Below are 22,592 nucleotides of genomic sequence, written 5' to 3'. Positions count from 1 at the left end.
TCGAGCAGGAGCGCCGCCAAGCCGTCGCGCCATGGTGAACGGCATGCCGGGCCTGGCCGTCTAGCCTTCGCGGGCGACAGTGGGTTCGGGGTCCGGCGCCGCTCCGGCGCCAGCGAGCTCTACGGCGAGGCTCTCGATCTCGCGGCAGACCTCGGCGGGGATGCCTGACCACACCGCCCGCGCACGCGCCTCGTGAAGGCACTCGCCGTCCCGGGAGGCCGCCGCCAGGGCCAGGACCAGCGCCCGCGACGTGCGCGCGTCGAAGCTCCGGCCGCGACGCGCGGCGTCGACCTCGGCGCCGCACAGCCCGAGCCCGCGGGCCTCCGCTTCCCGCCCTGGAGAAACGGGCGGGTCGCGGCCGTCGTCGGCCAGGGCGAGCGTGACGGACAGGCGCACGCGCCCGTCCAGGGTGAAGGAAGACATGGCCGCATTCCCACGCTTCGAAGGTCGGTTCAGAAGCCGAAGTGGTTGAGACCCGGATGATCGTCGGGCCGGCGCCCCAGCGGCCAGCGGAACCGGCGCTCGGCCTCGCTGATCGGGTGTTCGTTGATGCTGGCGTGGCGGGCCCGCATCAGCCCGTCCTCGGCGAACTCCCAGTTCTCGTTGCCGTAGGCCCGGAACCACTGGCCGCTGTCGTCGCGGTACTCGTAGGCGTAACGCACCGCGATGCGGTTGCCGGTGAAGGCCCAGAGCTCCTTGATCAGGCGGTAGTCGAGTTCGCGGTTCCACTTGCGGGTGAGGAAGGCCTGGGCCTCCTCCCGGTTCGTGACGAACTCTGCCCTGTTCCGCCAGCGGGTGTCGGTCGTGTAGGCCAGGGCGACCTTGGCCGGATCGCGGCTGTTCCAGCCGTCCTCGGCGAGGCGGACCTTTTCGACGGCGCTCTCCTCGGTGAACGGCGGCAGCGGGGGACGGGACATCGGCTTCTCCTCGGGGTTTCGGGGTGGACGCGTGTTGGGAGGTCGGTCGGCAGGCCGGCGGGACGTGACCCTCGGCCATCGCCGCCGGTCAGAGGGCGAGGTGCACGGGGTCAGTACCCGCGGCCGGGGTGGCCGAGCAGATCAGCACCTCATCGGCCGCGTGAGGCGCGGTGGGCGCCTTCGCGTAGGTGACCGCACCTTTCAGGAGCTTCGTCCGACAGGTGCCGCAGGTCCCGGTACGGCAGCTGAATTCCGGGCTGAGGCCGCGGGCCTCGGCGAGTTCGAGCAGCGTTCCGGCGTCCGGCGTCCAGCGCGCCTCCTTCGACGAGTTCAGGAAGGCGACCGGAACCGGCTCCGTCGACGCCGGCGGCAGCGCGGCCGCCCCGGCATCCGCCGGCATGCTCCGGACCAGGGACGAGGGACCGAAGGTCTCGGCGTGGATACGGTCGTCGGAGACGTTCAGGCCCCGCAGCCCGTCGTAGAGCGCCTGCGTGAAGGCCGCCGGACCGCAGAGGTAGAAGTCGTAATCGCCGAACGGCAGCACGCGGGCGAGCAGCGCCATGTCGATCCTGCCAGCGACGTCGTAGTCGACGCCCTCCACGGCATCCCCGGGCGCGCTCAGCACCCGCACCACTCGGACCGCGCCATGGGCCGCGTCCGCAAGCTCCGCCACCTCCCGGTCGAAGGGACGCTCGTCCTTGGAGCGGGCCGCCTGGACCAGGGTTGTCGGCCGGATGCCCCGGGTGCGCAGGCCCTCGTAGACGACGTGGCGCAGCATCGCGAGGAGCGGTGTGATGCAGATGCCGCCGGCGAGCAGCACGGCCGGCCGCCTGGCGTGGGCATCGATGACGAAGCCGCCGGCCGGTGCCCGCGCCTCGACCACGTCGCCGACCCGAAGCGTGTCGTGCAGGTGGCGCGACACCATCCCGTCGCGCTTGACGCTGATGCGGTACATCGCGTCCGAGGGCGCAACCGAGAGGGTGTAGGTGCGGATGATCGGTTTGTCCGCGCCGGGAAGGGTCAGGCGGATGGGTAGGTGCTGCCCGGCCTGGTGCGGGATCAGCCCGGCACCGTCGGCCGGCAATAGGTGGAAGGAGCGGATCGTGCGGCTCTCGTCCACGATCTTGGTGACCGTGAGCGGGCGCCAGCGCGTCGCGAGGTCGGCGGCACGGAGCCGGTCGCCGGCCTCGCGCCAGTCGCCGGTCATCAGGGAGTTCGGCGACCAGCCGTCCTTCCGGAAGGTCCAGCGCAGGGGCAGCGCGCCCCGCCGCCGCACGACGCGGCGCGGCTGGAAGGTCCAGAGCCGCTCGGCACCCTGGAAGGCCGCGATCTCGGGCGAGGACAGGATGACCTCGGCGTCGCCGGTCATCTGCAGGAGGTCGCCCGTCTCGAAGTCTGCGAAGACCAGGCCGGCCTTGCCGTTCAGGAGGATGTTGCCGAGCGTCGCGAAGAACAGGTTGCCGGCGAAGTCGGGGACCGTGAGCGTGCCGTCGGCTGCGACTCGGACGAAGCCGGCCTTGCCGCCCCGGTGGGAGACGTCGACCTGGCGTCGGTCGTCGCGCTCGGCGTAGGAGGCGACGAAGAAGGTGTCGGCGGCCTCGATCATGGCGCGCGCATCGGCGTCGAGCACGGCGCTCTCTTCGACGGAGCCCGAGAAGGGCAGCTGCGGGTCGTGGACGAAGGTGAGATCGCGCAGCTGGATGTACTGCGGGCAGTTGCCGAAGCTCTGGTCAACGGCGACGTGCAGGATGCCGTCCGCCGCAGCGCGGATGAGGCCGTTCACGCGGTTGCGTCGGCGGGTGTGAAGCTCGATCCCGAGGAGGCCGAGCGCGTCGCCGTCGCGCAGGCCCGCGCTCGCCGGGTCGCTCGGGTCGGGGCGGGCCGCGATTTCCAGGGCCGTCGGGCTGGGGGAGCCGATGAAGCCGGGAGCCCCCGCGATCAGGGTCGCCCAGGCGTCGCCCTGCGGGTCGACGGTGCCGGCCACGATGAAGGGGATCTGCTCGTAGAAGGCGCGGTGCTGGTCGGGCATGAAGTCCCGCACCACGCGGCGACCCACGTCCTCCATGCGCTCGGCGACGCCAACCTGCTGCTGGATGGCCGTCTCGCCCGGGTGCCAGGTCGAGAGCTTCGTCATCGTCGTACCATCGCTCATGGTGCTCTCCCATCCATTCCGGTCGGGCGCACCAAGAGGTGCGCCCGTACCCGCGAGGTCACGCGGCGGCGGTGAGGCCTGCCGGCGTCTGGACGAACGGGACGAAGCCCGGCAGGGCCTCGATCCGGCGAAGGTACGCGTTGACGGTAGGGTAGCCGGACAGGTCGACGTTGCCTTCCGGCGCGCGCGCCAGGTAGCTGTAGAGCGCGACGTCCGCGATGGTGGGGCGCTCGCCGACCAGCCAATCACGCCCGGTGAGATGGGCCTCCAGGCGACCGAGCAGCGTGTGCGCCCGGCCGATCACCTCCTCGGGCCGGAAATTGGCACCGAAAACGGTGACGAGGCGCGCGGCGGCCGGGCCGTAGGCCAGTTCGCCGGCCGCCACCGACAGCCAACGCTGCACGGCGGCCTCACCCTCGGCATCCTCCGGCAGCCAATCGGTCCGCCCCAGCTTGCGCGCCACGTAGACGAGGATGGCGTTCGAGTCGGAGACGACGGTTCCGTCGTCGTCGAGGACCGGCACCTGGCCGAACGGATTGAGGGCAAGGAACTCGGGCCGCTTGTGGGCGCCTGCCTTGAGGTCGACCTCGATCGCCTCGTGCGGCACGCCGAGCAACGAGAGGAACAGCCGCGCCCGATGCGCGTGGCCCGAGAGGGGGTGGTGGTAGAGCTTCATGACCGCGTTCCCTGCTTTCTGTCCGGGTGAAGCCCGAACCACATTGGCAAGGTGACGCGATCAGGGGGTCGGGAGAATGCTCGACCTCCGCAGTTCATTGTTGTCGCGAGCGGAACAATCCATTCTGACGGGCCCGGCCGGTGCGGGATGCACGGCCGGGTCCCTCGAAACGGGTCACGCCTGACCTTTGGCGGCCAGGAAGCTCGCGTAGATGTTGCCGGCGAAGGGCAGGTGGTCGCCCATCAGCCTGGCGTGCGCCTCGCCGGTGGCCGATTGCCAATGGCCGAGAAGCTCGGCGCCGACCGCGACCCAGGTGATCGGCACGACGCCTGCCTGCACCATGCGGGCGACGGCCGCTTCCTCGACGAGCTTGCTCCAGGTGCCCGATGCATCCAGCACCGCGTAGACGTCGTAGCCCGCCTCGCGGGCCGCGAGTGCGGCGAAGGCCACGCAAACCTCCGTCGAGATGCCGGCGATCAGGAGCTTCTTCCGGCCCGTCGCCTTCACGGCGGCGGCGAAGTCGGCGTTATCGAAGGCGTTGATCTCGCCCGGCCGGTGCACGACGGTCGCGTCGGGCAGGCCCTGGGCGACGACCGGCAAGACCGGCCCGTTCGGGCCGTCGGCCGCGCTGGTGGTGACGATGGCCGGCAGCTTATAGATCTGGGCGATGGTGACGAGCGCCTTCACGTTGTTCAGGAAGTCCGCGGGCGTCTGGGTCTGCACGCCGTTGGCGAGACCGGTCTGGTGGTCGACGAACAGGACGGCGGCGTTCTCTGCGGTCAATCTCTCGTAGGACATGGTGCTCTCCTTCGGTGGGGATGGTCCCGCTTCGGAGCCACCCGGCACGATGAAGATGCCGTTCCATGAGAAGGGCCACTAGCCGCCACTTCCGGCACTCTGCGTCCCTGAAACCGGAACGCCGCCGGAACGCTTGCCAGGGCGGCACCTGTCGCTGCAAGGGGGCCTTACCGGCCGAACCGCTCGATCAGCAGGTCGGTGAGCGCCTGAACCTTGCGCGAGGAGTGCTGCCCCGGTGGGCGCACGACGAACATCCCGATGGAGGGAAGCGCATAGCGCGGCATGACCGGTATCAGGGTCCCGGCCGCGACGTAGGGTTCCGCGATGACATCGGGCAGGGCGGCGATACCCGCACCCGCGGCTGTGGCCTCCGCGATGGCGATGGCGCTGTCGGCCTTGAAGCGACCCGTCGGGCGGACCGGGTACGGCTTGCCCCCGGCGCTGAACGTCCAGGTTTCCGTCGCGATCATCACGGCGGGATGGCGGGGCACGTCCTCGGGCGTCTCGGGGGCGCCGTGCGTGGCGACATAGTCCGGGCTCGCGAACAGCCGCACGGAGAAGGACCCGATGCGGCGCGCGACCAAGTTCGAATCCGGCAGGTACCCGACCCGGATGCCGCAATCGAAGCCTTCCGTGACGAGATCCACGTAGCGGTCGCTGTAGCGGCAGTTGATCTGCAGTTGGGGATGGCGACGGGTCAGCTCCGCGATGGCCGGCGCGAAGTGCGTCGGGCCGAACGTGGAGGGTACGGCAACCCGCAGGAGGCCGCGGAGCTCGCCGCCAACCGCAACCGCCTCCAGCGCGGCGTCTACCTCCGTGCAGATCCGTGCCGCATGTTCCCGGAACGTCGTGCCCGCCTCGGTCAGGGCCGCGCCCCGGGTGGTACGGGCGAGGAGTTGTGTTCCGAGCTCGGCCTCCAGCCGCAGAAGCCGCCGGCTGACAATCGACTTCGCCAAGTTGAGGCGGCGTGAGGCGGCCGAGACCCCTCCCGCGTCGGCGACTTCCACGAAGGTCCTCAGGTCGTCCACGTCCATTGCGTTCCGCTTCCCGGGACGGAGCTTGCCCGGATTGGACGATACCGTCCCTCACACGACGACGCTACGTTCCTCGGCGAAGGCGGCCTACCGAGAGGCGAAGACGACCATGAACGCGACCAAGCTCAAGCGCGGCGACCGGAAGGGCGATCCGGCCCGCGGCTTCGCCGTCGAGATCATCCACCCTGGGCTGAGCCTCGGAGGCTCGGACAGCGGCCTGGGAGCCATCGGGCGGATCGACCGCGCCACCGTGGCGCCCGGGCACGTCATCGGGATGCACCCGCACCGCGACGACGAGATCCTGACCTACGTCCGGGCCGGGCGGATGCTTCACCGGGACACGGTCGGCAACGCGGAGGAGATCACGGCGACGCGGCTCATGATGATGAACGCCGGCCACACCTTCCAGCACGAGGAGCGCATGCTGGACCACGGCCCGGTCGAGGCACTGCAGATCTTCCTGCGGCCGCGGGCGGCCGACCTCGGACCCAAGGTCCAGTTCCACGACTTCGGGGAGGTGTTGAGCCACGGCAAGTGGCGCCTCATCGCGGGGCCCGAGGGCGCGCCGCTGGAGGTCCGAGCCCAGGCATGGGTCTCCGACGCGCATGTTGCGGCCGGGGCAGCGTTGTCCCTGCCGCCGCTTCCGGCGCCCGATGCGGTTCGCCTGCTCCACGTCTTCGGCGGCGACGTCGAGGTCGGCGGCTTGACGCTGCGGGCGGGTGATACGGCGTACCTCAAGGGGGACGGCGGGAGGGTGCTGGCCGGCTCCGACGCCGACCTCGTCCTCTTCGTGACCGATCAGGGCGCACCGGTCTTCCGCGGTGGCATGTTCAGCGGGAACGTACTCGCTGATTAATCGCGCGTTCCGCGCGCCGGTCGTGTCCCTCGATGGAATTATCGAACTCGACTGGCGCGCGCAGCGGAAGGTGCAACGGTGGAGGTCGGTTGCGAGGCCGGTGCGCGTCGAGAGCCGGACCCATAGCCTTCCACCATGTAGTGAACCGCACTGACATGCCTGCTACCCGTCGGTCGCTAATGTGCCCGTAGCTGCTGATGTCGTGGCCGCCGTTCATAGGTCCGCTTCTTCCTACCAAGCGGAGTTCTGGGCTCGCAGGCTTGAAGGTCTGCAAGGGGTCAGAAGCTCGGGTACATCAAGGACACGCCTAAAGTCCGAGTGGGGTCGCTTTGACGCCTTCTCCTGAACCGCACCGAATGTCTGCTCTCCCACTTCTCAAGCCTCAAAGCGGACGAGCCGCTTACGGCCAGCTCCAGTCGCGCCGGCCGACGCCTTCGAATGACAAGGATGGGTGGAAAGGCGCCCGTCTGCTTTCGGCCGATCCCTCGCGAATGCGGACGCTCTCAGAGCAGAAAGAGCAGGCCCGTCGGACGCGTGTCCCCGTGCACACCGGGCAGCCCGTTGACAACGTCGTTCACGCGTGAATGATTAACGTCTGAACGGAGGGCCGTCAGTGGCGACATCGACCGGGCAACGCGGGCTACGGCTGGACGACCAGCTCTGCTTCGCCCTCTACGCCGCGACGAACTCGGTCGTGCGCGCCTATCGACCGCTCTTGGGCGAACTCGGGCTGACCTATCCGCAGTACCTCGTGATGCTGGCGCTCTGGCAGGACGGCGTGACGGCGGTGCACGACCTTGCCGCCCGTCTGCAACTCACGTCCAGCGCGATCACGCCCCTGGTCGACCGGCTGGAGGGGGCGGGCTTCGTCACCCGGGCCCGCGCCTCGGACCGGCGCGTCGTCCTCATCGCTCTGACGGAGGCGGGCCGGCTGCTGGAGGAGCGGGTCGCCACGGCGCAGCAGGCCGTGGTCTGCCGCACCGGCCTCGGCGACCGCGACCTCGCCGACCTGCGCCAGGAACTGAGGGATCTCGCCGACCGCGTCGCCGCGACGGGCACGGCCCGTGGTGACGTGACGGGTTGAGGATGCACCGCGCGCAGGCGTGCGGGTGAGGCTCCCCACGGGGGCGAACTGAAACCGCGAGGGTTCGAGGCCGGCGTGGCTGACGACCCTGGCGGACCGATCGAGGGCCTGCGCGCACGCACGCGCCCTCCAACCTGTCGGCTCGCGAAGGGCCGGACGGTGCCCGCACGCCATGCGGGTCGAACACGAGGAGGAGACATGGACGCGCAAGCGACCGGGGACCCAGGGGGCGGACAGCCCTGGGGGTCCCACAACACGGTGACGGTGGTCGATCCGTCGCCGGTGAACTGGCTCTCCATCACCTGGAACACGATGGAGGAGGCCAACCGCGTCGATCACGACGGCATCGGCCAGCCGAGCCTCGCCGAGAGCTGGCGCTGGCTCGACGGGGAAACCCTCGAACTCACGATGCGGGACGCCGTCTATCAGGACGGCGAGCCGTTCAACACGGCGATGTTCAAGCTCGGCTTCGACAAGGTCCAGGAATGGACCAACCCGCACCCGCCGGGCGCCTTCCTGAACTTCGCTCGGGACGTGACCTGCGAGGCAGTGGACGAGCGCACCATCCGCATGCGCTTCCCAGGCGGGGACTCCGCGGCTCTGATGAAGCTGCGCGGCATGCACCTGCCGTCGACACGCTTCTGGAACGAGTGGGGTTTCGTCGATCCGAAGACGGGGTCGGCCGAAGGTCATTGGTGAGTCATCGACGCGCCTGGTCCGTGGGGGACTGGCCCGTTCGTGCTCACCGAGGGCGTCTCGCTCATCGATAGCCGCTCCGACCGCGTGGTCATGGAGCCCAACTCGACGTACTGGAACCCGGCCCGGAGGCCGACGGTCCGGATCGTCTACGACAACGTGATCGGCAAGGCCGAGGGCATCCGGTCGGTGGCGGCCGGTGACGGCCGCGTCGACGTGGTGTTCGACCTGACGCCGGAGGAGGCGCACGCCTTCCCGGCCAGTGAGCACGGCAAGATCCAGACGAAGACCGCGAAGACGATCCTGACGGGCGTCTTCAACGAGACCCGTCCGGATTCGCCCTGGCGGCACGCCGAGGCCCGGCGGGCCCTCAACCTCGCCATCGACCGGCAGTTCGTGCTCGCTCACGGCGCGCACGGCTACGGCACGGTGATCCCGGCCTTCATCCAGCCCGGCCGCTACGGCGCCGATCCTGGCATGAGCCCGTTCCCGCACGACCCCGAGGCCGCGAAGGCGGCGCTCGAAGCGGCGGGGGTGAGTGGGCGGGACATCGTGATCGTCTCGTCCCCCGCCTGGAAGGGTGTGGTCGAGGCGATTGGCCAGTGCCTCGCCAAGGTCGGCCTGGGCTGCCGCTTCGTCAGTGACCGGGGCGACCTGCCGGAAGAGTTCGACGTCAAGCTCGAATGGTACTTCGACTGGACGCCGCAATATCCGGTGGCGTGCGTGCACCGGGAGTTCTTCGGGAAGGACGCGACCCTGCGCCAGGGTCCGGAAGATCCGAAGTTCGACGCCCTCTACGAGAAGCTCCTGCATACGCCGGAGACCGAGACCGAGGGGGTGGTGCGCGAGGTGGAGCGCTACCTGCAGGACGAGGCCAAGGCCCTGTTCCTGTACTCTCCCTTCACCCTGTTCGCGGTGTCGGACCGGGTGGCGTTCACACCCTACGACACCTGCATGTCCGAACTCGCCGAGACCCGGATCAAGGGTTGATGCCTCCGGACTGACGGGAATGCCGGCGCGGGGTGACCTGCGCCGGCCCTCCGCCTCCAACGCCGCTCGGTCGAGGGACAGCATGATCGTCGCGACCGCCGGGCACATCGACCACGGCAAGACGGCCCTGGTGAAGGCGTTGACGGGCGTCGACGCCGACCGGCTCCCGGAGGAGAAGGCCAGGGGCATCACCCTCGATCTCGGCTTCGCCTACGCGCCGGCGAACGGTCGCCTGCGGGTCCCGCTCGGCTTCGTCGACGTGCCGGGCCACGAGCGCCTGGTGCGCACCATGGTCGCGGGCGCCACCGGCGTGTCCTGCGCGCTCCTGGCGGTCGCCGCCGACGACGGGGTGATGCCGCAGACGCGCGAGCACGCCGCCATCCTCGACCTTCTCGGCGTCGACCGCGGCGTCGTCGCGGTGACGAAGGCCGACCGCGCCGATCCCGACCGTATCGCGGCGGTGACCGGGGAAATCCACGCCCTCCTCGCTGGAACGGGGCTCGCGGCGGCGCCGGTCGTCGCCTGCTCGGCGTTGACGGGCGGGGGCATCGACGACCTCGCCCGCCTGCTGGAGGCCGCGACCGGCTCCCCCGTCCCGGCAGATGCGGAGCGCGGCTTTCGGCTTGCCGTCGACCGACGCTTCACCGTGCCCGGTGCCGGCTTGGTCGTGACCGGGGCGGTGCATGCGGGCACGGTGCGCGTGGGCGACCGGCTCCTCGTCTCGCCCGGGGCACGCGAGGTCCGGGTGCGCGGCGTGCGGGTCCACGACGCAGTGGCCGAGACCGCGCGCGCCGGGGAGCGCTGCGCCCTGAACCTGGCCGGTCCTCGCCTGTCCCTCGACGACGTGGGCCGGGGCACGTGGGTCCTGGCGCCGGATCTGCACGGGCCGGCGACCCGCCTCGACGTCTCCGTGCGCGTGCTGCCGCACGAAGCTCTGCCCCTGCGCCACCGGACCCCGGTGCATCTCCATCTTGGCGCGGCGGCGGTGACGGGACGGTTGCTCCTCCCCGGGGCCGGGTCCGTCGAGCCCGGCGCGTCCGCCCGGGCGGTGATCGCCCTCGACCGCGAGGTCGGCGCCCTCGCCGGGGACCGCTTCATCCTGCGCGACGTCTCGGCCGCTCGCACGCTCGGGGGCGGTCGGGTGATCGACGTGGACGGACCGCGTCGGGGTGCCTGGACGCCGGCACGCCGGGCGGTCGTCGCCGCCCTCGACACCGCGGATGACGGTCGCGCGCTCCGGGGACTTCTCGCCACCTCCAAGCCCGGGGTCGACCTCGCCCACCTCGCCCGCCTGCGCAACTTGCCCCCGGCCGCCCTCGATGCACTCGTCGCGGCTGCGGGGGCGGTCGTCGCGGAGGATGGCCCGCGGCTCGCGTTCCAGGGGGCGCGGGTCGCGGCGCTGGCCGCGGGGGCGGTGTCCGACCTCGCCCGGACGCACATGGCGCAGCCCGACAACCCCGGCCTGACCCGCGACGAGATCGCGTCGGCGGTCGAGGCCGGGGAGCGTCCGGCCCTCAAGGCCGCCCTCGATGGCCTCGTGCGGACGGGTCAGGTCATGCGGCGCGGCCCGCTCCTGCACCTGCCCGGCCACACGGCGCGCCTGCGTCCGGCCGACGCCGTCGTCTACGAGGCCGTTCGGGCCGTCTTGGAGGAGGCTGGCCTGGATCAGCCCCGCCTCGCCGTCCTCGCCGACCGCCTGGGCCGCGAGCCGGACGATCTCCGCCGCCTCCTCGACAAGGTGGGTCGCCTCGGATGGCTCCAGCGCATCTCGAAGAACTACTACGTGCTGCCCGACGTGGTCGCCGAACTGGCGCGGATCGCGGACGTGGTGGCGCGGGAACATCCCGACGGCCTGCTGACGGTTGGGCGCTTCCGCGACACGGCCGGCATCGGGCGTAACATGACCATGCCGCTTCTGGAGTTCTTCGACGAGAGGGGCTTCACGGTGCGGATCGCGGAAGGACGGCGCATCCGGGCCGACTGGCGCGTCCTGGCCCCCGCGAACCTGCATGCCTCGCCATTGGAGGCTCCGGGTTCGGCTCCGACGGACCTGCGGGTGTCAGCATGAAGGTGGGGGCGCTTCTCGTGTTTCCGGCTTAAGCGTCCCGGAACGCGCCCTCGTACAGAGCAGCGTGCATCAATTTATCCCACGTCCCGCGTTGACGACTGCTTTTGGGTTTCGTTCGACACAAGTCTGACGGCCGGGTTGGGTCGACACCGGACGGACGGTCGCCTGAAACTAAATGTCTGCTACCGGGCGGTCAGCAGATGTCCGCTCATGGCGCAGAGCCGAACGCCCACTCCGGGAGGCTTGAGCGCGGCAGTTTAATCCTATGGGCGTGCCGGCCAGTTCGTCACGGCACACCGTCTGGTCCAGTTTGCCCTGCTGTCCATGAGTAAGCCGACATCAAACGGCACTCATACCGCTAAGCTGAATCCCGCTAGTAGACCGCGGACGAGCCGAAGCAGCTTCTCGGCAGCATGGGGAACGGCGAGGAACGCCATAGGGAACATGGGGAACACCTCGACCGCTCAGGGCACGAGAAACCGTAGCATGAGCAAGAGGTTAGTTGGAGCGGGCGATCGGGATCGAACCGACGACATTCAGCTTGGGAAGCTGACGTTCTACCACTGAACTACGCCCGCCGACATGGTCTGCACGGAAACGGTCTGTCGCGGAGCGCGAACTCCGAACGGCGCCGTGCGCCCATGTACGGCCATGGTCTAGCAGTTCGACGGCGACGGCGTCAAACGGGTCCGTCGTCCCCGGCCCCGATCCGCGGACGGTCGGACCGGGACCTGGCGCAGCGCCGTGGCCGGATCGGCGGAACGCCGCGGCGCGCGGGCCGTTTCGCTCGACGGAGCGTGCGTCGCGCCCGACCGAGACCCTGCTGACATCATGTGTGGAATCTGCGGCGAGATCTGTTTCGACAGGCCGGCGGACCCCGCCGCCGTCGACGCGATGATGGGATGCCTGCAACCGCGCGGGCCGGACGCCGCGGGGCTTCTCGGTTCCGGCCGGGTCGTCTTCGGCCATCGCAGGCTCAAGATCATCGACCTGTCCGAGGCCGGCCAGCAACCCATGGTCGATCCGGCGCTCGGGCTCGCGATCGTGTTCAACGGCTGCATCTACAATTTCCGCGCGCTGCGCGCCGAACTCGAGGCGGCGGGCTACAGCTTCTTCTCGGCCAGCGACACAGAGGTGGTGCTCAAGGCCTATCATGCCTGGGGCCGTGCCTGCGTCGAGCGCTTCGCCGGCATGTTCGCGTTCGCCATCCTGGAGCGGGAATCCGGGCGGGTCGTGCTGGCGCGCGACCGGCTGGGCGTGAAGCCGCTCTACTACAGCGAGACGAAAACCCGGTTCCGCTTCGCCTCGTCGCTCCCGGCCCTGCTCGCGGCCGGCGACGTCGATACCGCGATCGATCCGGTCGCCCTCCACCATTACATGAGCTGGCACGCGGGCGTGCCGGCCCCGCTCACCATTCTCAAGGGTGTGCGCAAGCTGGCACCGGCGACGATCCTGACGATCGAGCAGGACGGGACGCAGCACGCGTCGACCTACTGGACACTCGCGATCGGACCCCGCGAGGCCGACCGCGGCCGGACCGAGGCGGACTGGCGCGAGGCCGTTCTCGATGCCCTGGGCACCGCCGTCGAGCGCAGGCAGGTCGCCGACGTCCCGACGGGCGTCCTGCTCTCGGGTGGCCTGGACAGCTCGCTGCTCGTGGCCCTGCTCGCGCGGAGCGGGCAGCAGGGCCTGAAGACCTTCTCGGTAGGCTTCGACGCGGTGAACGGCGTCGAGGGCGACGAGTTCAAGTACTCGGATATCGTCGCCGAGACCTTCGCCACGGACCACACGAAGCTGGCGGTCGACGGCTCCCGGACGCTGGAAGCGCTGCCCGCGGCGATCGCGGCGATGTCGGAACCGCAGATGAGCCACGACGCGGTGGCCTTCCTCCTGCTCTCGCAGGAGGTCGCCAAGCACGTGACGGTGATCCAGAGCGGGCAGGGCGCCGACGAGGTGTTCGGCGGCTATCACTGGTACCCCAAGCTGATGGGCTCGACCGACCCGGTCGCCGATTACGCGAAAGCGTATTTCGACCGCGACCACGCCGAGATGCGCGAGGCTCTGACGCCCGACATGCTGGGGGGCGATCACAGCACCGACTACATCGCCGCCTTCTTCGCGAAGTCGCGGAGCGCCAGCGCCATCGACAAGACCCTGCAGCTCGACCAGGAGGTCATGATGGTCGACGACCCGGTCAAGCGGGTCGACAACATGACGATGGCCTGCGGCCTCGAGGCGCGGGTGCCGTTCCTCGACCACGACCTCGTCGAGCTGGCGGCCCGCATCCCGGCGGAGCTCAAGGTCCGGGACGGCGGCAAGTACATCCTGAAGGAAGCCGCGCGGGCGGTTGTCCCGGCCGAGGTGATCGACCGCAAGAAGGGGTATTTCCCCGTGCCCGCCCTGAAGCACATCCGCGGCCCGTTCCTCGACTACGTCCGCGAGATCCTCGACCGGCCCGAGGCGCGCGCGCGCGGCATCTTCAACCGCGCCTACGTCGATCACCTGCTCGCCGATCCCGACGGCACGCTGACGCCCAAGGGCAACTCGAAGCTCTGGCAGGTGGCCCTTCTGGAGAGCTGGCTCCAGACCCACGGCGTCTGAGACGGGCCGCGGCACGGCTTTCGCGACAGATCGTGATCGACCGCGCGCTCAAGGTGCCGCGCTTTGTCCACGATCGTCCCGGATCAGCCGGCCGACAGACACCCGGAGAAGCCCGTCGATGTGCCGCTGGATCGCCTATGCGGGACGCACCATCCCGCTGGAGCACTACGTCACCGAGCCGTCCCACAGCCTCGTCTCGCAGAGCATCGCGGCGCTCGAATCGACCGCGGCGACCAACGGCGACGGGTTCGGCCTCGGCTGGTACGGCGATCACCCGGAGCCGGGCCGGTACCGCGAGGTCCAGCCCGCCTGGTCGGACGACAACCTCCGCTACCTGTGCCGGCACCTGCGTTCGCACCTGTTCTTCGCGCACGTGCGCGCCGCGACCGGGACGCCGATCACCCGGCCGAACTGTCATCCCTTCGCTTGCGGCCCGTGGCTGTTCATGCACAACGGCTATATCGGCGACTGGAGCCGCCTGCGGCGGCCGGTCGAGGCGCTGATCCCCGACGAGCTCTACCCGTCGCGCGCCGGCACCACCGATTCCGAGGCGATCTTCCTGGGATTGCTGGGCTGCGGCCTGATGGGCCCGGGGTCGCGCCGCGATCCGGTCGACGCGACGGCGCGCGCGCTCGCGCGGCTCACGGACCTCGCCGGAGCGCATCCGTTCCGGTTCACGGCGGCGCTGGCGGACGGCCGCGATCTCTACGCGTTCCGGTTCGCCGCGAACGACAAGGCGAACTCGCTCTATTACCGCGCCTCGGAGGACGGCGTGGTGGTCGCCTCGGAGCCGCTCGACCGGGACCACGGCGCCTGGACGACGGTCGCCGAGAACAGCGTCCTCGTCGCGCGGCGGGACGCGCCGGTGGAGATCCTGTCGCTGGCGCAGTTCGGCCTGGCCGCGCCGCCGGTCGAAGACTCGGTCCGCCGGCTGCGCGCCTGAGCGACGGCCCTCAGGCGACGCGGGAGAGGCTGCTGCTCTGCGAACCCTCCGCGCTGCGGGCGGAATCGTAGGCACGATTGCGCAGGGCGGTCTCGCTCGGGAGCTGGTCGATCACGTTGCCGGACGACGGATCGACCACCTGGAACACGATCGAGCTCGTGTCCGGGTCCTGGATGTAGCGCGCCTTGCCGCCGTTCGTGCCGATGTCGAGCTTCACCGCGGGCTCGAGCGGCTTGGCGGGGGTCTTGGGCTCGGGCGCCTGCTGGGTCACGGCGGCGGCGGCCGTCGCTCCGAGCGCGTCGAGGCCCTGCGGCCCCGGCGTCGTGGATGTCAGCGTTCGGATCTCCATCGCCGGTCTCCTGCGATCCTGTGATCGAAGGATTGAGGCGCGGTCCTGCCTAATCGTTCCTTAATGGCGCCTGCCGGTCCACCGGATGCTGGCGCGCGATCGGAGACGCGATGAACATCGCGTTACCGCCGCGACACAAATCCGTGCTGCTTTTTCACTGACGCCGACTCGGCCGCTGTCCCGCTCGTCTTCCGGGGACGGGGCCGCGATCCGAACAGCGCTACGTGGAGCACGCCCTGTCCAGGATGCCGGCGATGCTCGTCCTGGCGGGGACGGCGGCGCTCGGCGCGCCGGGCGATCCGGGAACGCCCGCGCAGTTCATCCGCGCGCACCGCTGCGCGATCGCGGCGCGGCTCGTCGCGATCCACGGACGCGGGCCGATCAAGGTCTCCCGCGACCGCTTCATCGTCGTCGCGCTGCGCGGGCAGTCGCAGCGCCCGGTCCAGTGCATCGTCCAGGATCGGGATACGCGGATGCTGTGCGAGGCCGCGTCGACCGCCTACTGGCCGCCCGAGGGGAGCCACTTGAGGCTGGATGCGCCCGCCCGGGCGACATGCTCGGTATCGAGGTCCCGTACGGCGGCACGCCCGGGTCCTGAGTGGACCGGGCGTGCCGTCACCTCACTCGGCGGCGTCGACGTAGAGCTTGCCGCCCTCGGCCAGGAACTCCTGCGACTTCGCCCGCATGCCGGCTTCGGCCTCGGCCTTCGACATCGCGGGCGCCGCGCCCACGACCTCGCCGGCCTCCTCCATCGCCAGCACCTCGGCGCGCAGGTCCTGCGTGATCTTCATCGAGCAGAATTTCGGCCCGCACATCGAGCAGAAATGCGCGACCTTGTGGGCATCCTTCGGCAGGGTCTCGTCGTGGAAGCGCCGCGCCGTATCCGGGTCGAGGCCCAGGTTGAACTGGTCCTCCCAGCGGAAGTCGAACCGGGCGCGGCTGAGCGCGTCGTCCCGGAGCTGCGCGGCGGGATGCCCCTTGGCGAGGTCGGCGGCGTGGGCGGCGATCTTGTAGGTGATGACGCCGGTCTTCACGTCGTCCCGGTCGGGCAGGCCGAGATGCTCCTTCGGCGTGACGTAGCAGAGCATCGCGGTGCCGAACCAGCCGATCATCGCGGCGCCGATGCCCGAGGTGATGTGGTCGTAGCCGGGCGCGATGTCGGTGGTCAGCGGGCCGAGGGTGTAGAACGGCGCCTCGCCGCACTCCTTCAGCTGCTTCTCCATGTTGACCTTGATCTTGTGCATCGGCACGTGGCCGGGGCCCTCGATCATCACCTGGCAGCCCTTGTCCCAGGCGACTTTGGTCAGCTCGCCCAGCGTCTCCAGCTCGCCGAACTGGGCGGCGTCGTTGGCGTCGGCGATCGAGCCCGGGCGCAGGCCGTCGCCCAGCGAGAACGAGACGTCGTAGGCCCGCATGATGTCGCAGATCTCGTCGAACCGCTCGTAGAGGAACGATTCCCGGTGCCCGGCGAGGCACCAGCGGGCCATGATCGAGCCGCCGCGCGAGACGATGCCGGTGACGCGCCGGGCGGTCAGCGGCACGTGGGCGAGCCGCACGCCGGCATGGATGGTGAAGTAGTCGATGCCCTGCTCGGCCTGCTCGATCAGCGTGTCCTTGAAGACCTCCCAGTCGAGCTTCAGCGGGTCGCCGCCGACCTTCTCCAGCGCCTGGTAGATCGGCACCGTGCCGATCGGAACCGGGCTGTTGCGGATGATCCACGAGCGGATATTGTGGATGTTGCGGCCGGTGGACAGGTCCATGACCGTGTCGGCGCCCCAGCGGATCGACCAGACGAGCTTCTCGACCTCGTCGGCCGCCGAGGAGGTCACGGCCGAGTTGCCGATATTGGCGTTGATCTTGACCAGGAAGTTCCGGCCGATCGCCATCGGCTCCAGCTCGGTGTGGTTGATGTTGGCCGGGATGATCGCCCGGCCGCGGGCGATCTCGTCGCGCACGAATTCCGGGGTGATGAAGGGCGGGACCGAGGCCCCGAAGCTCTGGCCGTCGGCGAGCGCGGCCTCGGCGCCCGCGAGCATCGCCTCGCGGCAGACGTTCTCGCGATGGGCGACGTAGATCATCTCCTCGGTGATGATCCCCGCGCGGGCGAACTCGTACTGGGTCACCATCTGGCCCGGGGCCGCCTTGCGGACGGTCCGCTCGGCCGGGCAGGGGGCCACGAGCTTGTCGCCCGCGAAACCGTTATCCTCGGGCTTCACCGCGCGCGGGGCGACGGACGCGTAGCCGCGCGCCGCGATCCAGGGCTCGCGCACGCCGGGGAGGCCGGCATTGAGGTCGATGCGGGCATCGGTCTCCGTGTAGGGGCCCGACGGGTCGTAGACCCGCACCGGTTCCTCCTTCGGATCGGAGAGGACGATCTCGCGGTAGGGTACGCGGATGTCCGGCCGCCCGGCCGGGCTCGCGTAGGCCTTGCGCGATCCGGTCACCGGACCCGTGGTCACGGTCTCGGGGCTGCCTTTCACGTCCTTCGGGAGAACGGGTGCGTTCATCGTGGGCCTCTCCTCGTGCTGGAGCGGTCCGGTCCACGCGATGGCCGAGATGAGATGAGGTCGCGCGAGAGGCGACCGCAGGTTCCCGTCCCTCCGCCGGTATGAGCCGGATCAGGTTCAAGGGTCAGGGCAGCGTGCCCAATCTCAGCCCTCTGCAGGGCCCCCCTCGGAACGGTTCCAGACTCGGGCTCGCGGACGGCTTTGTCAATGCTGACCCGTCGCCCTAGAAAACACATCCCGGAAACCGTTCGTCCGAACGCCCTCGCTCTCCCAGACCGCATGCGCCTCCTCGCCGGCCTCCTGCTCGCCGCGCTCCTGCTCTGCGGCCTGGCCTGCGCCGCGCTCGCGCTCGGGCAGCGGCGGTTCCTCTACCCGGGCGCCTTCGGTCCGCAGAACCCGTGGACGATCCCGCCCGGCCTCGCGACGATCACGGTCGCGACCCCCGACGGCGAGAGCCTGCACGGTCTGTGGCGGCCGCCGCGGCCGGGCTGCGGCGTCGTCGTCAGCTTCCACGGCAACGGGTCGCGCCCCGAGCCGCACGCGGCGCGATTCGCCGCGGGGCCCTGGCGGGCGGGCGGCTGGGGTGTGCTCTCCGTGGCCTATCGCGGCTATCCCGGCTCGACCGGGAGTCCGAGCGAGGACGGGCTGATCCGCGACGGGCTGGCGGCCGTCGAGGCCGCGCGGGCGCGGGCGCCCGGCGCGCCGATCCTGCTCCACGGCCATTCCCTCGGGGCCGCCGTGGCCGTGGCCGTCGCCGAGCGGGTGCCGGCGATCGGGCTGTACCTGGAGGCGCCCTTCGACTCGATGACCCACACCGTGCGGCTGCATGTCCCGCTAGCCCCGATCTGGCTCCTGCGCGACACGTACCGCTCGGACCTGCGCATCCGCGGTGGGACGGCGCCCGTGTTGATCGTGCAGGGCCGCGACGACACGGTCGTGCCGGCCAAGCTGGCGCGGAACCTCGCCGAGGCGGCCGGCCCCCGGGCCCAAATCGACGTGGTCCCGGGGGACCACGTCTCCATCCTCGGGATCCGGGATCGCGAGGCCGAGGCGCTGTTCGGGTCGCGCGTCGGTCCGGCCTGCCCGCAGCCGGCGGACCAGCAGGGGTAGGAGAGGGAGGCTCGCGTGGTCGGACGGCGCTCGCAGCGCTGGAGCGCCGAGGATCCGGACGCGCCGGGCGTTCCGGGCCCGCCGGACCCGGTCTGTCCCCTCTGCGAGCGCCCGATCCCGCGCCGCGCCCGCTCCAGCCTCCATCACCTCACGCCGAAGCTCAAGGGCGGGACCCATCGCGGAACGGTCCGGCTGCACCAGATCTGCCACTCGGCGATCCACGCCCGCTACAGCGAGGCGGAGATCGCCAAGCGCCTCGCGGACGTCGAGGCGCTGCGCGCCGATCCGGAGATCGCGCGCTTCCTCGTCTGGGTCCGCGGCAAGCCCGACGATTTCCACGCGGCGACGCGCATGACCCGCGCGCGGCGGTCGGCGCGGCGCAGCAACTGACCGGCCGGCGTTTACCGCGCGTTCGTCCTATCCGCAGGTGGCCGCCGCCCCGTTCCTTGCCGTCAACCCGAACCGGTCCAGGATCACCCCGATCGCGAGGGGTGGGTCGATGGCCGGGGTCGGTGATACGGGAGATCGGCTCGCCTGGGTCGATATCGCCAAGGGGATCTGCATCCTCCTGGTCGTCATGATGCATTCGGTCGTCGGCACCGGCGAGGCCATGGGCGGCGAGGGCTTCCTCCACCCGGTCGTCGCCTTCGCGAAGCCGTTCCGGATCCCGGACTTCTTCCTGCTCTCCGGCCTGTTCGTCGGACGGGTGATCGACCGCGACTGGCGGCTGTTCTCCGACCGCCGGGTCGTCCACTTCGCCTATTTCTACCTGCTCTGGCTGGTGATCCAGTCGGTTGCCAGATGCGGCAAGATCGTCGGGGATGCCGGGCCCGCGGCCTTCGCGGCGCACCTCGCCCACGCGCTGATCGAGCCCTATTCCAGCCTCTGGTTCATCTACCTGCTGGCGGTGTTCTCGGTGGTCACCAAGGCCCTGCGTCGCGTGCCCGGCGGCGTGCTCCTCGCCGGCGCCGCCCTGCTGCAGATCGCCGACATCCGCAGCGAGTCGACCCTGATCGAGGAATTCTGCGCCCGTTACGTCTTCTTCGTCGCGGGTTACCTGTTCGCCGGCCGGATCTTCGCGCTCGCCGACGCGGCGCGCCGCCGCGTCCCGCTCGCCCTGTGCGGACTCGCCGCCTGGGCATTCCTCGAGGGCTGGCTCGCGCTGACCCCGTCGGGCCTGCCGGACCATCCGACCCTCGCCAGCCTGCCGCTGGTGAGCCTCGCCCTCGGCGCCGCCGGTGCCCTCGCGATCGTGGTGGCGGCCTCCCTGATCGGCCGCGCCGGCGGCCCGGTCGCGGAGGCTGTCCGGACCTGCGGCCAGCGCTCGATCGTGATCTACCTCGCCTTCTCGCTGCCCATGGCCGCGACCCGGGAGGTCCTCGTGCGCACCGGCGCGATCGGCGATATCGGCCTCGCGAGCCTCGCGGTCATGACGATGGCGGTCGTTCTGCCCTTGGCACTGGAGCGGCTGGTCCGCGGGACGGCGCTCGACCTGCTGTTCGTGCGGCCGCGCCGGTTCCGGCTGGTGGCGTCCGGACCCCGCCCGCGCCCGGCCCTGCAGGCGACCTGAGAGGGGCTCAGCCGTCGAAGGCGATGCCGATCCGCCGGCTGCGTCGCCACGCCACGGTGGCCGGGCGCGGTTCGGCGCCGGCGCTGACCCGCAGTGGGAAGCGGTCCGGCACGGCCTGATCGTCCTCGACCTCGATCTGCGCACCCACGTTCGTGGCGTCCCAGACCAGGCAGCTCACCTCGCCGCCGTCGAGCAGCACCGCGCCGAAGGTGAAAGCGTTCTTCCGGAAAGCGCCGCGGCGATTCTCCGTCATCAGCTCCTCCGTCCGGTCCCGCGGCTCCGCGGATAGGGCTCCGCGGAGTCGGACGATGCCGGATGGCGGTTAACAGGGCAAATACGTTCCCGCGTCTGCCCTGCTCGACCGAGATCAATACTCGTCCGGATCGCCGCGGTAGCGGCGCGGGCCCGGACCGTAATCGTCGTCGTAGGGGCGGCGCACCGGCGGGCGGTCGTAGTCGCGGCGGTCGCGGTAGGCGTCGCGTCGGTCATCGTACCCGTCGTTGCGGTAGCCGCCGCCGTAGCCCCCGCCGCCGTAGCCCCCGCCGCCGTAGCCCCCGCCGCCGTAGCCCCCGCCGCCGTAGCCCCCGCCGCCGTAGCCTCCGCCGCCGCCGTAGCCGCCACCGCCGCCCGCGTTGATGCGCGGGGCGTACCAGCAGCTCTTCGCCTGGCCCGGTGCCGGATCGCCGAAGGTCTGGGTGTTGCAAGGCACGACGCCGCCCTGCGGGAAGGGCCGGCCGTTCGTCCGGCCGGGCACGCCGTAATAGACATTGGTGGGGTAGGGCATCCGGCAGACGCCGCCCTCCTGCGCACAACCGACCAGGTTCACCGTGTCGAGCTGATAGGCCTGGGCCGGGGCGGGCGCGAGCGCGCCGCCTCCCAGGGTGATGGCCCCGAAGGCCAGAGCGATCCGAATCTGCACGTCCCCGATTCCCCCCGTGGTTCGCGGTCCGCGTGCCGAATAATCCGGTCGGCGGCTTCCGGCCAGCGGCCGCGCTCGCTATGGCGTCGCACGAGGACGCGCGCGGGCCGGTCCGCGGCCGGCGCGTCGGTGATCGGGCGGAACGCCCCGTCTCGGACGGGAGAGGGCGCCCCGGGAGGCCTTGATGAGGGATGCGTCCGCGCAGGAGCTTCTGCTGCTCAGCGCGTTGCAGGAATGCCGGATCCAGCTCGACGCGGCGCGCAGGGACGAGGCGGCCCGCGCCGCCGTCCGGGACGAGCTCCAGGCCGCGCTCAGCCGCGAGGCCGCTCTCGCGGCGGCGATCGTGGAGGAGCGCGAGCGGACGGAGGCCGTCCGCCTCGTGCTTCAGGCGCTGCTGATGAGCGTCCGACGGTTCGGCCTGCGCCGGCGCCTGTTCCGGGCGCGCATCGCGCGGCTCGGCCGCGAGACGCCGGATGCCGGTCCGCAGGCTGCCCGCCACCCCGTGTTGCTCGCCGAGGCCCGCCGGGTGCTCGGCAAGCCGGCCGCCGAGCCCTCGGCCGAGCCGTGACGCCGGTCGCCGCCTGACCGCCGCGCGGGGCGGCTCCTCACGGGACGGCGCCCGCGTCGGCGGGCGCCGCGGACGCGACGATCAGGACTACGAGAACGCCGAGTGGCAGGACGATGCTGCCGAAGGCGAGATGCGCGATCCCGTAGGCTCCGCAGAGCGCGCCCGCGGCGAAGGCCGCGATCGCCGGGAGCACGCGCAGGAACCGCTTCCGGGTCTGCTCGCGCTGTTCGCCGCTGCCCAGGGCGAGGTCCGTCGCGTCGATGACGGCCTGGCTGACGCTGACGGTCATGACCGTCGTGGGCGCGAGATGGCCGAGGGACAGGCGTCCGACGGCGTTCTGCAGGCCCATGGCCGCGACCGCGAGCATGCCGACGGTGATGGAGGCGGCGCCGTCCGCCGCGCCGAGGGGTGACCAAACGGTGCCGCACAGGCCGAACCCCGCGAGCAGGGCCACCTCGACGGCGAGGAGCCAGGGCAGGGGATCGACTCCCCGCCGCTCCAGCACCAGGGCCAGAACCCGGGCTCCCGCCACCGCCCCGACGAAGACGGGCAGCGCCAGGAGCTTGGCCACCACGCCGCTCGAGCTCGCGACGAGCTCGGCGCCGATCAGGACGAAGTTACCGGTGACGTGGGCGGTGAACAGGCCGGTCAGGGCGATGAAGGCGGCCGCGTCGACGAAGCCTGCGACGAACGCCAGGGCGGCGCCCGCCGTGGGTCCGCTCCCCGGATTCTGCGACCGCGCGGGACGGGTCAT

At 70.9% G+C, this 22,592-nt stretch carries 20 protein-coding genes, 1 tRNA gene, 1 pseudogene and 1 riboswitch; of the genes and pseudogenes, 10 read left to right on the top strand and 12 right to left on the bottom strand.

Annotated elements, in window-relative coordinates; genetic code table 11:
* Positions 1 to 60 precede the first annotated feature (60 nt).
* From BKE41_RS16945 to BKE41_RS16920, 6 genes are all read right to left on the bottom strand, one after another.
* On the bottom strand, positions 61 to 423 hold the full coding sequence (locus tag BKE41_RS16945; RefSeq protein ID WP_051252211.1) for a hypothetical protein: 363 nt from the start codon (positions 421 to 423) through the stop codon (positions 61 to 63).
* A gap of 29 nt (positions 424 to 452) precedes the next feature.
* Positions 453 to 917 (bottom strand): DUF1348 family protein, encoded by a 465-nt coding sequence (locus BKE41_RS16940; protein ID WP_029357881.1) that lies wholly within the window; start codon positions 915 to 917, stop codon positions 453 to 455.
* An 88-nt stretch (positions 918 to 1,005) separates the two neighbouring features.
* On the bottom strand, positions 1,006 to 3,069 hold the full coding sequence (locus tag BKE41_RS16935) for a pyridoxamine 5'-phosphate oxidase family protein (protein WP_070999869.1): 2,064 nt from the start codon (positions 3,067 to 3,069) through the stop codon (positions 1,006 to 1,008).
* A gap of 58 nt (positions 3,070 to 3,127) precedes the next feature.
* Positions 3,128 to 3,745 (bottom strand): glutathione S-transferase, encoded by a 618-nt coding sequence (locus BKE41_RS16930; RefSeq protein ID WP_063110925.1) that lies wholly within the window; start codon positions 3,743 to 3,745, stop codon positions 3,128 to 3,130.
* A gap of 174 nt (positions 3,746 to 3,919) precedes the next feature.
* Positions 3,920 to 4,543, bottom strand: coding sequence for an isochorismatase family protein (locus BKE41_RS16925; protein ID WP_012321606.1), 624 nt, complete (start codon positions 4,541 to 4,543; stop codon positions 3,920 to 3,922).
* A gap of 167 nt (positions 4,544 to 4,710) precedes the next feature.
* Positions 4,711 to 5,577, bottom strand: a complete 867-nt coding sequence (locus BKE41_RS16920) for a LysR family transcriptional regulator (protein WP_029357887.1) — start codon at positions 5,575 to 5,577, stop codon at positions 4,711 to 4,713.
* A gap of 109 nt (positions 5,578 to 5,686) precedes the next feature.
* On the opposite strand from BKE41_RS16920, the gene BKE41_RS16915 reads away from it, so the two are divergent.
* The 4 genes and pseudogenes from BKE41_RS16915 (at position 5,687) to selB (ending at position 11,271) form a co-directional block, all read left to right on the top strand.
* Positions 5,687 to 6,433 (top strand): pirin family protein, encoded by a 747-nt coding sequence (locus tag BKE41_RS16915; protein WP_029357889.1) that lies wholly within the window; start codon positions 5,687 to 5,689, stop codon positions 6,431 to 6,433.
* A gap of 613 nt (positions 6,434 to 7,046) precedes the next feature.
* Positions 7,047 to 7,517 carry a MarR family transcriptional regulator gene (locus tag BKE41_RS16910; protein WP_070999868.1) on the top strand — a complete coding sequence of 157 codons (471 nt, stop codon included), beginning with the start codon at positions 7,047 to 7,049 and terminating at the stop codon, positions 7,515 to 7,517.
* Positions 7,518 to 7,715: 198 nt separating this feature from the next.
* Positions 7,716 to 9,203 (top strand): annotated as a pseudogene (locus BKE41_RS32610) (ABC transporter substrate-binding protein).
* Between the two features lie 82 nt (positions 9,204 to 9,285).
* Complete coding sequence (gene selB, locus BKE41_RS16895) at positions 9,286 to 11,271, top strand: selenocysteine-specific translation elongation factor (RefSeq protein WP_070999865.1); 1,986 nt, start codon at positions 9,286 to 9,288, stop codon at positions 11,269 to 11,271.
* A 503-nt stretch (positions 11,272 to 11,774) separates the two neighbouring features.
* Here selB and BKE41_RS16890 read toward each other — a convergent pair.
* A tRNA-Gly gene (locus BKE41_RS16890) sits at positions 11,775 to 11,849 on the bottom strand.
* A gap of 253 nt (positions 11,850 to 12,102) precedes the next feature.
* Here BKE41_RS16890 and BKE41_RS16885 point away from each other — a divergent pair.
* Positions 12,103 to 13,872, top strand: a complete 1,770-nt coding sequence (locus BKE41_RS16885; RefSeq protein WP_053621063.1) for an N-acetylglutaminylglutamine amidotransferase — start codon at positions 12,103 to 12,105, stop codon at positions 13,870 to 13,872.
* 118 nt (positions 13,873 to 13,990) lie between these two features.
* The gene (locus tag BKE41_RS16880) at positions 13,991 to 14,815 is read left to right on the top strand and encodes a class II glutamine amidotransferase (protein ID WP_012320133.1); all 825 of its coding nucleotides are present in this window, start codon (positions 13,991 to 13,993) and stop codon (positions 14,813 to 14,815) included.
* A 10-nt stretch (positions 14,816 to 14,825) separates the two neighbouring features.
* Here the strand turns inward: BKE41_RS16880 and BKE41_RS16875 are convergent, their stop codons facing one another.
* Positions 14,826 to 15,164, bottom strand: coding sequence for a flagellar protein FlaG (locus BKE41_RS16875; RefSeq protein ID WP_012320132.1), 339 nt, complete (start codon positions 15,162 to 15,164; stop codon positions 14,826 to 14,828).
* A gap of 620 nt (positions 15,165 to 15,784) precedes the next feature.
* On the bottom strand, positions 15,785 to 17,671 hold the full coding sequence (gene thiC, locus BKE41_RS16865) for a phosphomethylpyrimidine synthase ThiC (protein WP_012320131.1): 1,887 nt from the start codon (positions 17,669 to 17,671) through the stop codon (positions 15,785 to 15,787).
* A gap of 71 nt (positions 17,672 to 17,742) precedes the next feature.
* Positions 17,743 to 17,848, bottom strand: a riboswitch (TPP riboswitch).
* Positions 17,849 to 17,950: 102 nt separating this feature from the next.
* Between thiC and BKE41_RS16860 the strand changes: the two genes are divergently transcribed.
* From BKE41_RS16860 to BKE41_RS16850, 3 genes are all read left to right on the top strand, one after another.
* Positions 17,951 to 18,781, top strand: a complete 831-nt coding sequence (locus tag BKE41_RS16860) for an alpha/beta hydrolase (RefSeq protein WP_070999863.1) — start codon at positions 17,951 to 17,953, stop codon at positions 18,779 to 18,781.
* A gap of 15 nt (positions 18,782 to 18,796) precedes the next feature.
* Positions 18,797 to 19,171 carry a restriction endonuclease gene (locus BKE41_RS16855; RefSeq protein WP_029357731.1) on the top strand — a complete coding sequence of 125 codons (375 nt, stop codon included), beginning with the start codon at positions 18,797 to 18,799 and terminating at the stop codon, positions 19,169 to 19,171.
* 109 nt (positions 19,172 to 19,280) lie between these two features.
* A complete protein-coding gene (locus tag BKE41_RS16850; protein WP_070999862.1) occupies positions 19,281 to 20,351 on the top strand; it encodes an acyltransferase family protein in 1,071 nt (356 codons plus the stop codon).
* Positions 20,352 to 20,358: 7 nt separating this feature from the next.
* Here BKE41_RS16850 and BKE41_RS16845 read toward each other — a convergent pair whose 3' ends face one another.
* Both BKE41_RS16845 and BKE41_RS16840 read right to left on the bottom strand, forming a co-directional pair.
* A complete protein-coding gene (locus tag BKE41_RS16845) occupies positions 20,359 to 20,604 on the bottom strand; it encodes a pilus assembly protein PilZ (protein ID WP_070999861.1) in 246 nt (81 codons plus the stop codon).
* A 114-nt stretch (positions 20,605 to 20,718) separates the two neighbouring features.
* The gene (locus BKE41_RS16840) at positions 20,719 to 21,270 is read right to left on the bottom strand and encodes a hypothetical protein (RefSeq protein WP_070999860.1); all 552 of its coding nucleotides are present in this window, start codon (positions 21,268 to 21,270) and stop codon (positions 20,719 to 20,721) included.
* A gap of 184 nt (positions 21,271 to 21,454) precedes the next feature.
* Between BKE41_RS16840 and BKE41_RS16835 the strand changes: the two genes are divergently transcribed.
* On the top strand, positions 21,455 to 21,838 hold the full coding sequence (locus BKE41_RS16835; RefSeq protein ID WP_012320125.1) for a hypothetical protein: 384 nt from the start codon (positions 21,455 to 21,457) through the stop codon (positions 21,836 to 21,838).
* Between the two features lie 37 nt (positions 21,839 to 21,875).
* Here BKE41_RS16835 and BKE41_RS16830 read toward each other — a convergent pair whose 3' ends face one another.
* The gene (locus tag BKE41_RS16830) at positions 21,876 to 22,592 is read right to left on the bottom strand and encodes a DUF1275 family protein (protein ID WP_070999859.1); all 717 of its coding nucleotides are present in this window, start codon (positions 22,590 to 22,592) and stop codon (positions 21,876 to 21,878) included.

Source organism: Methylobacterium sp. C1 (genome assembly GCF_001854385.1).
Lineage (GTDB): Bacteria > Pseudomonadota > Alphaproteobacteria > Rhizobiales > Beijerinckiaceae > Methylobacterium > Methylobacterium radiotolerans.
Note: the sequence above shows the minus strand (reverse complement) of the source record. Positions and strands in the feature narration are given on the sequence as shown.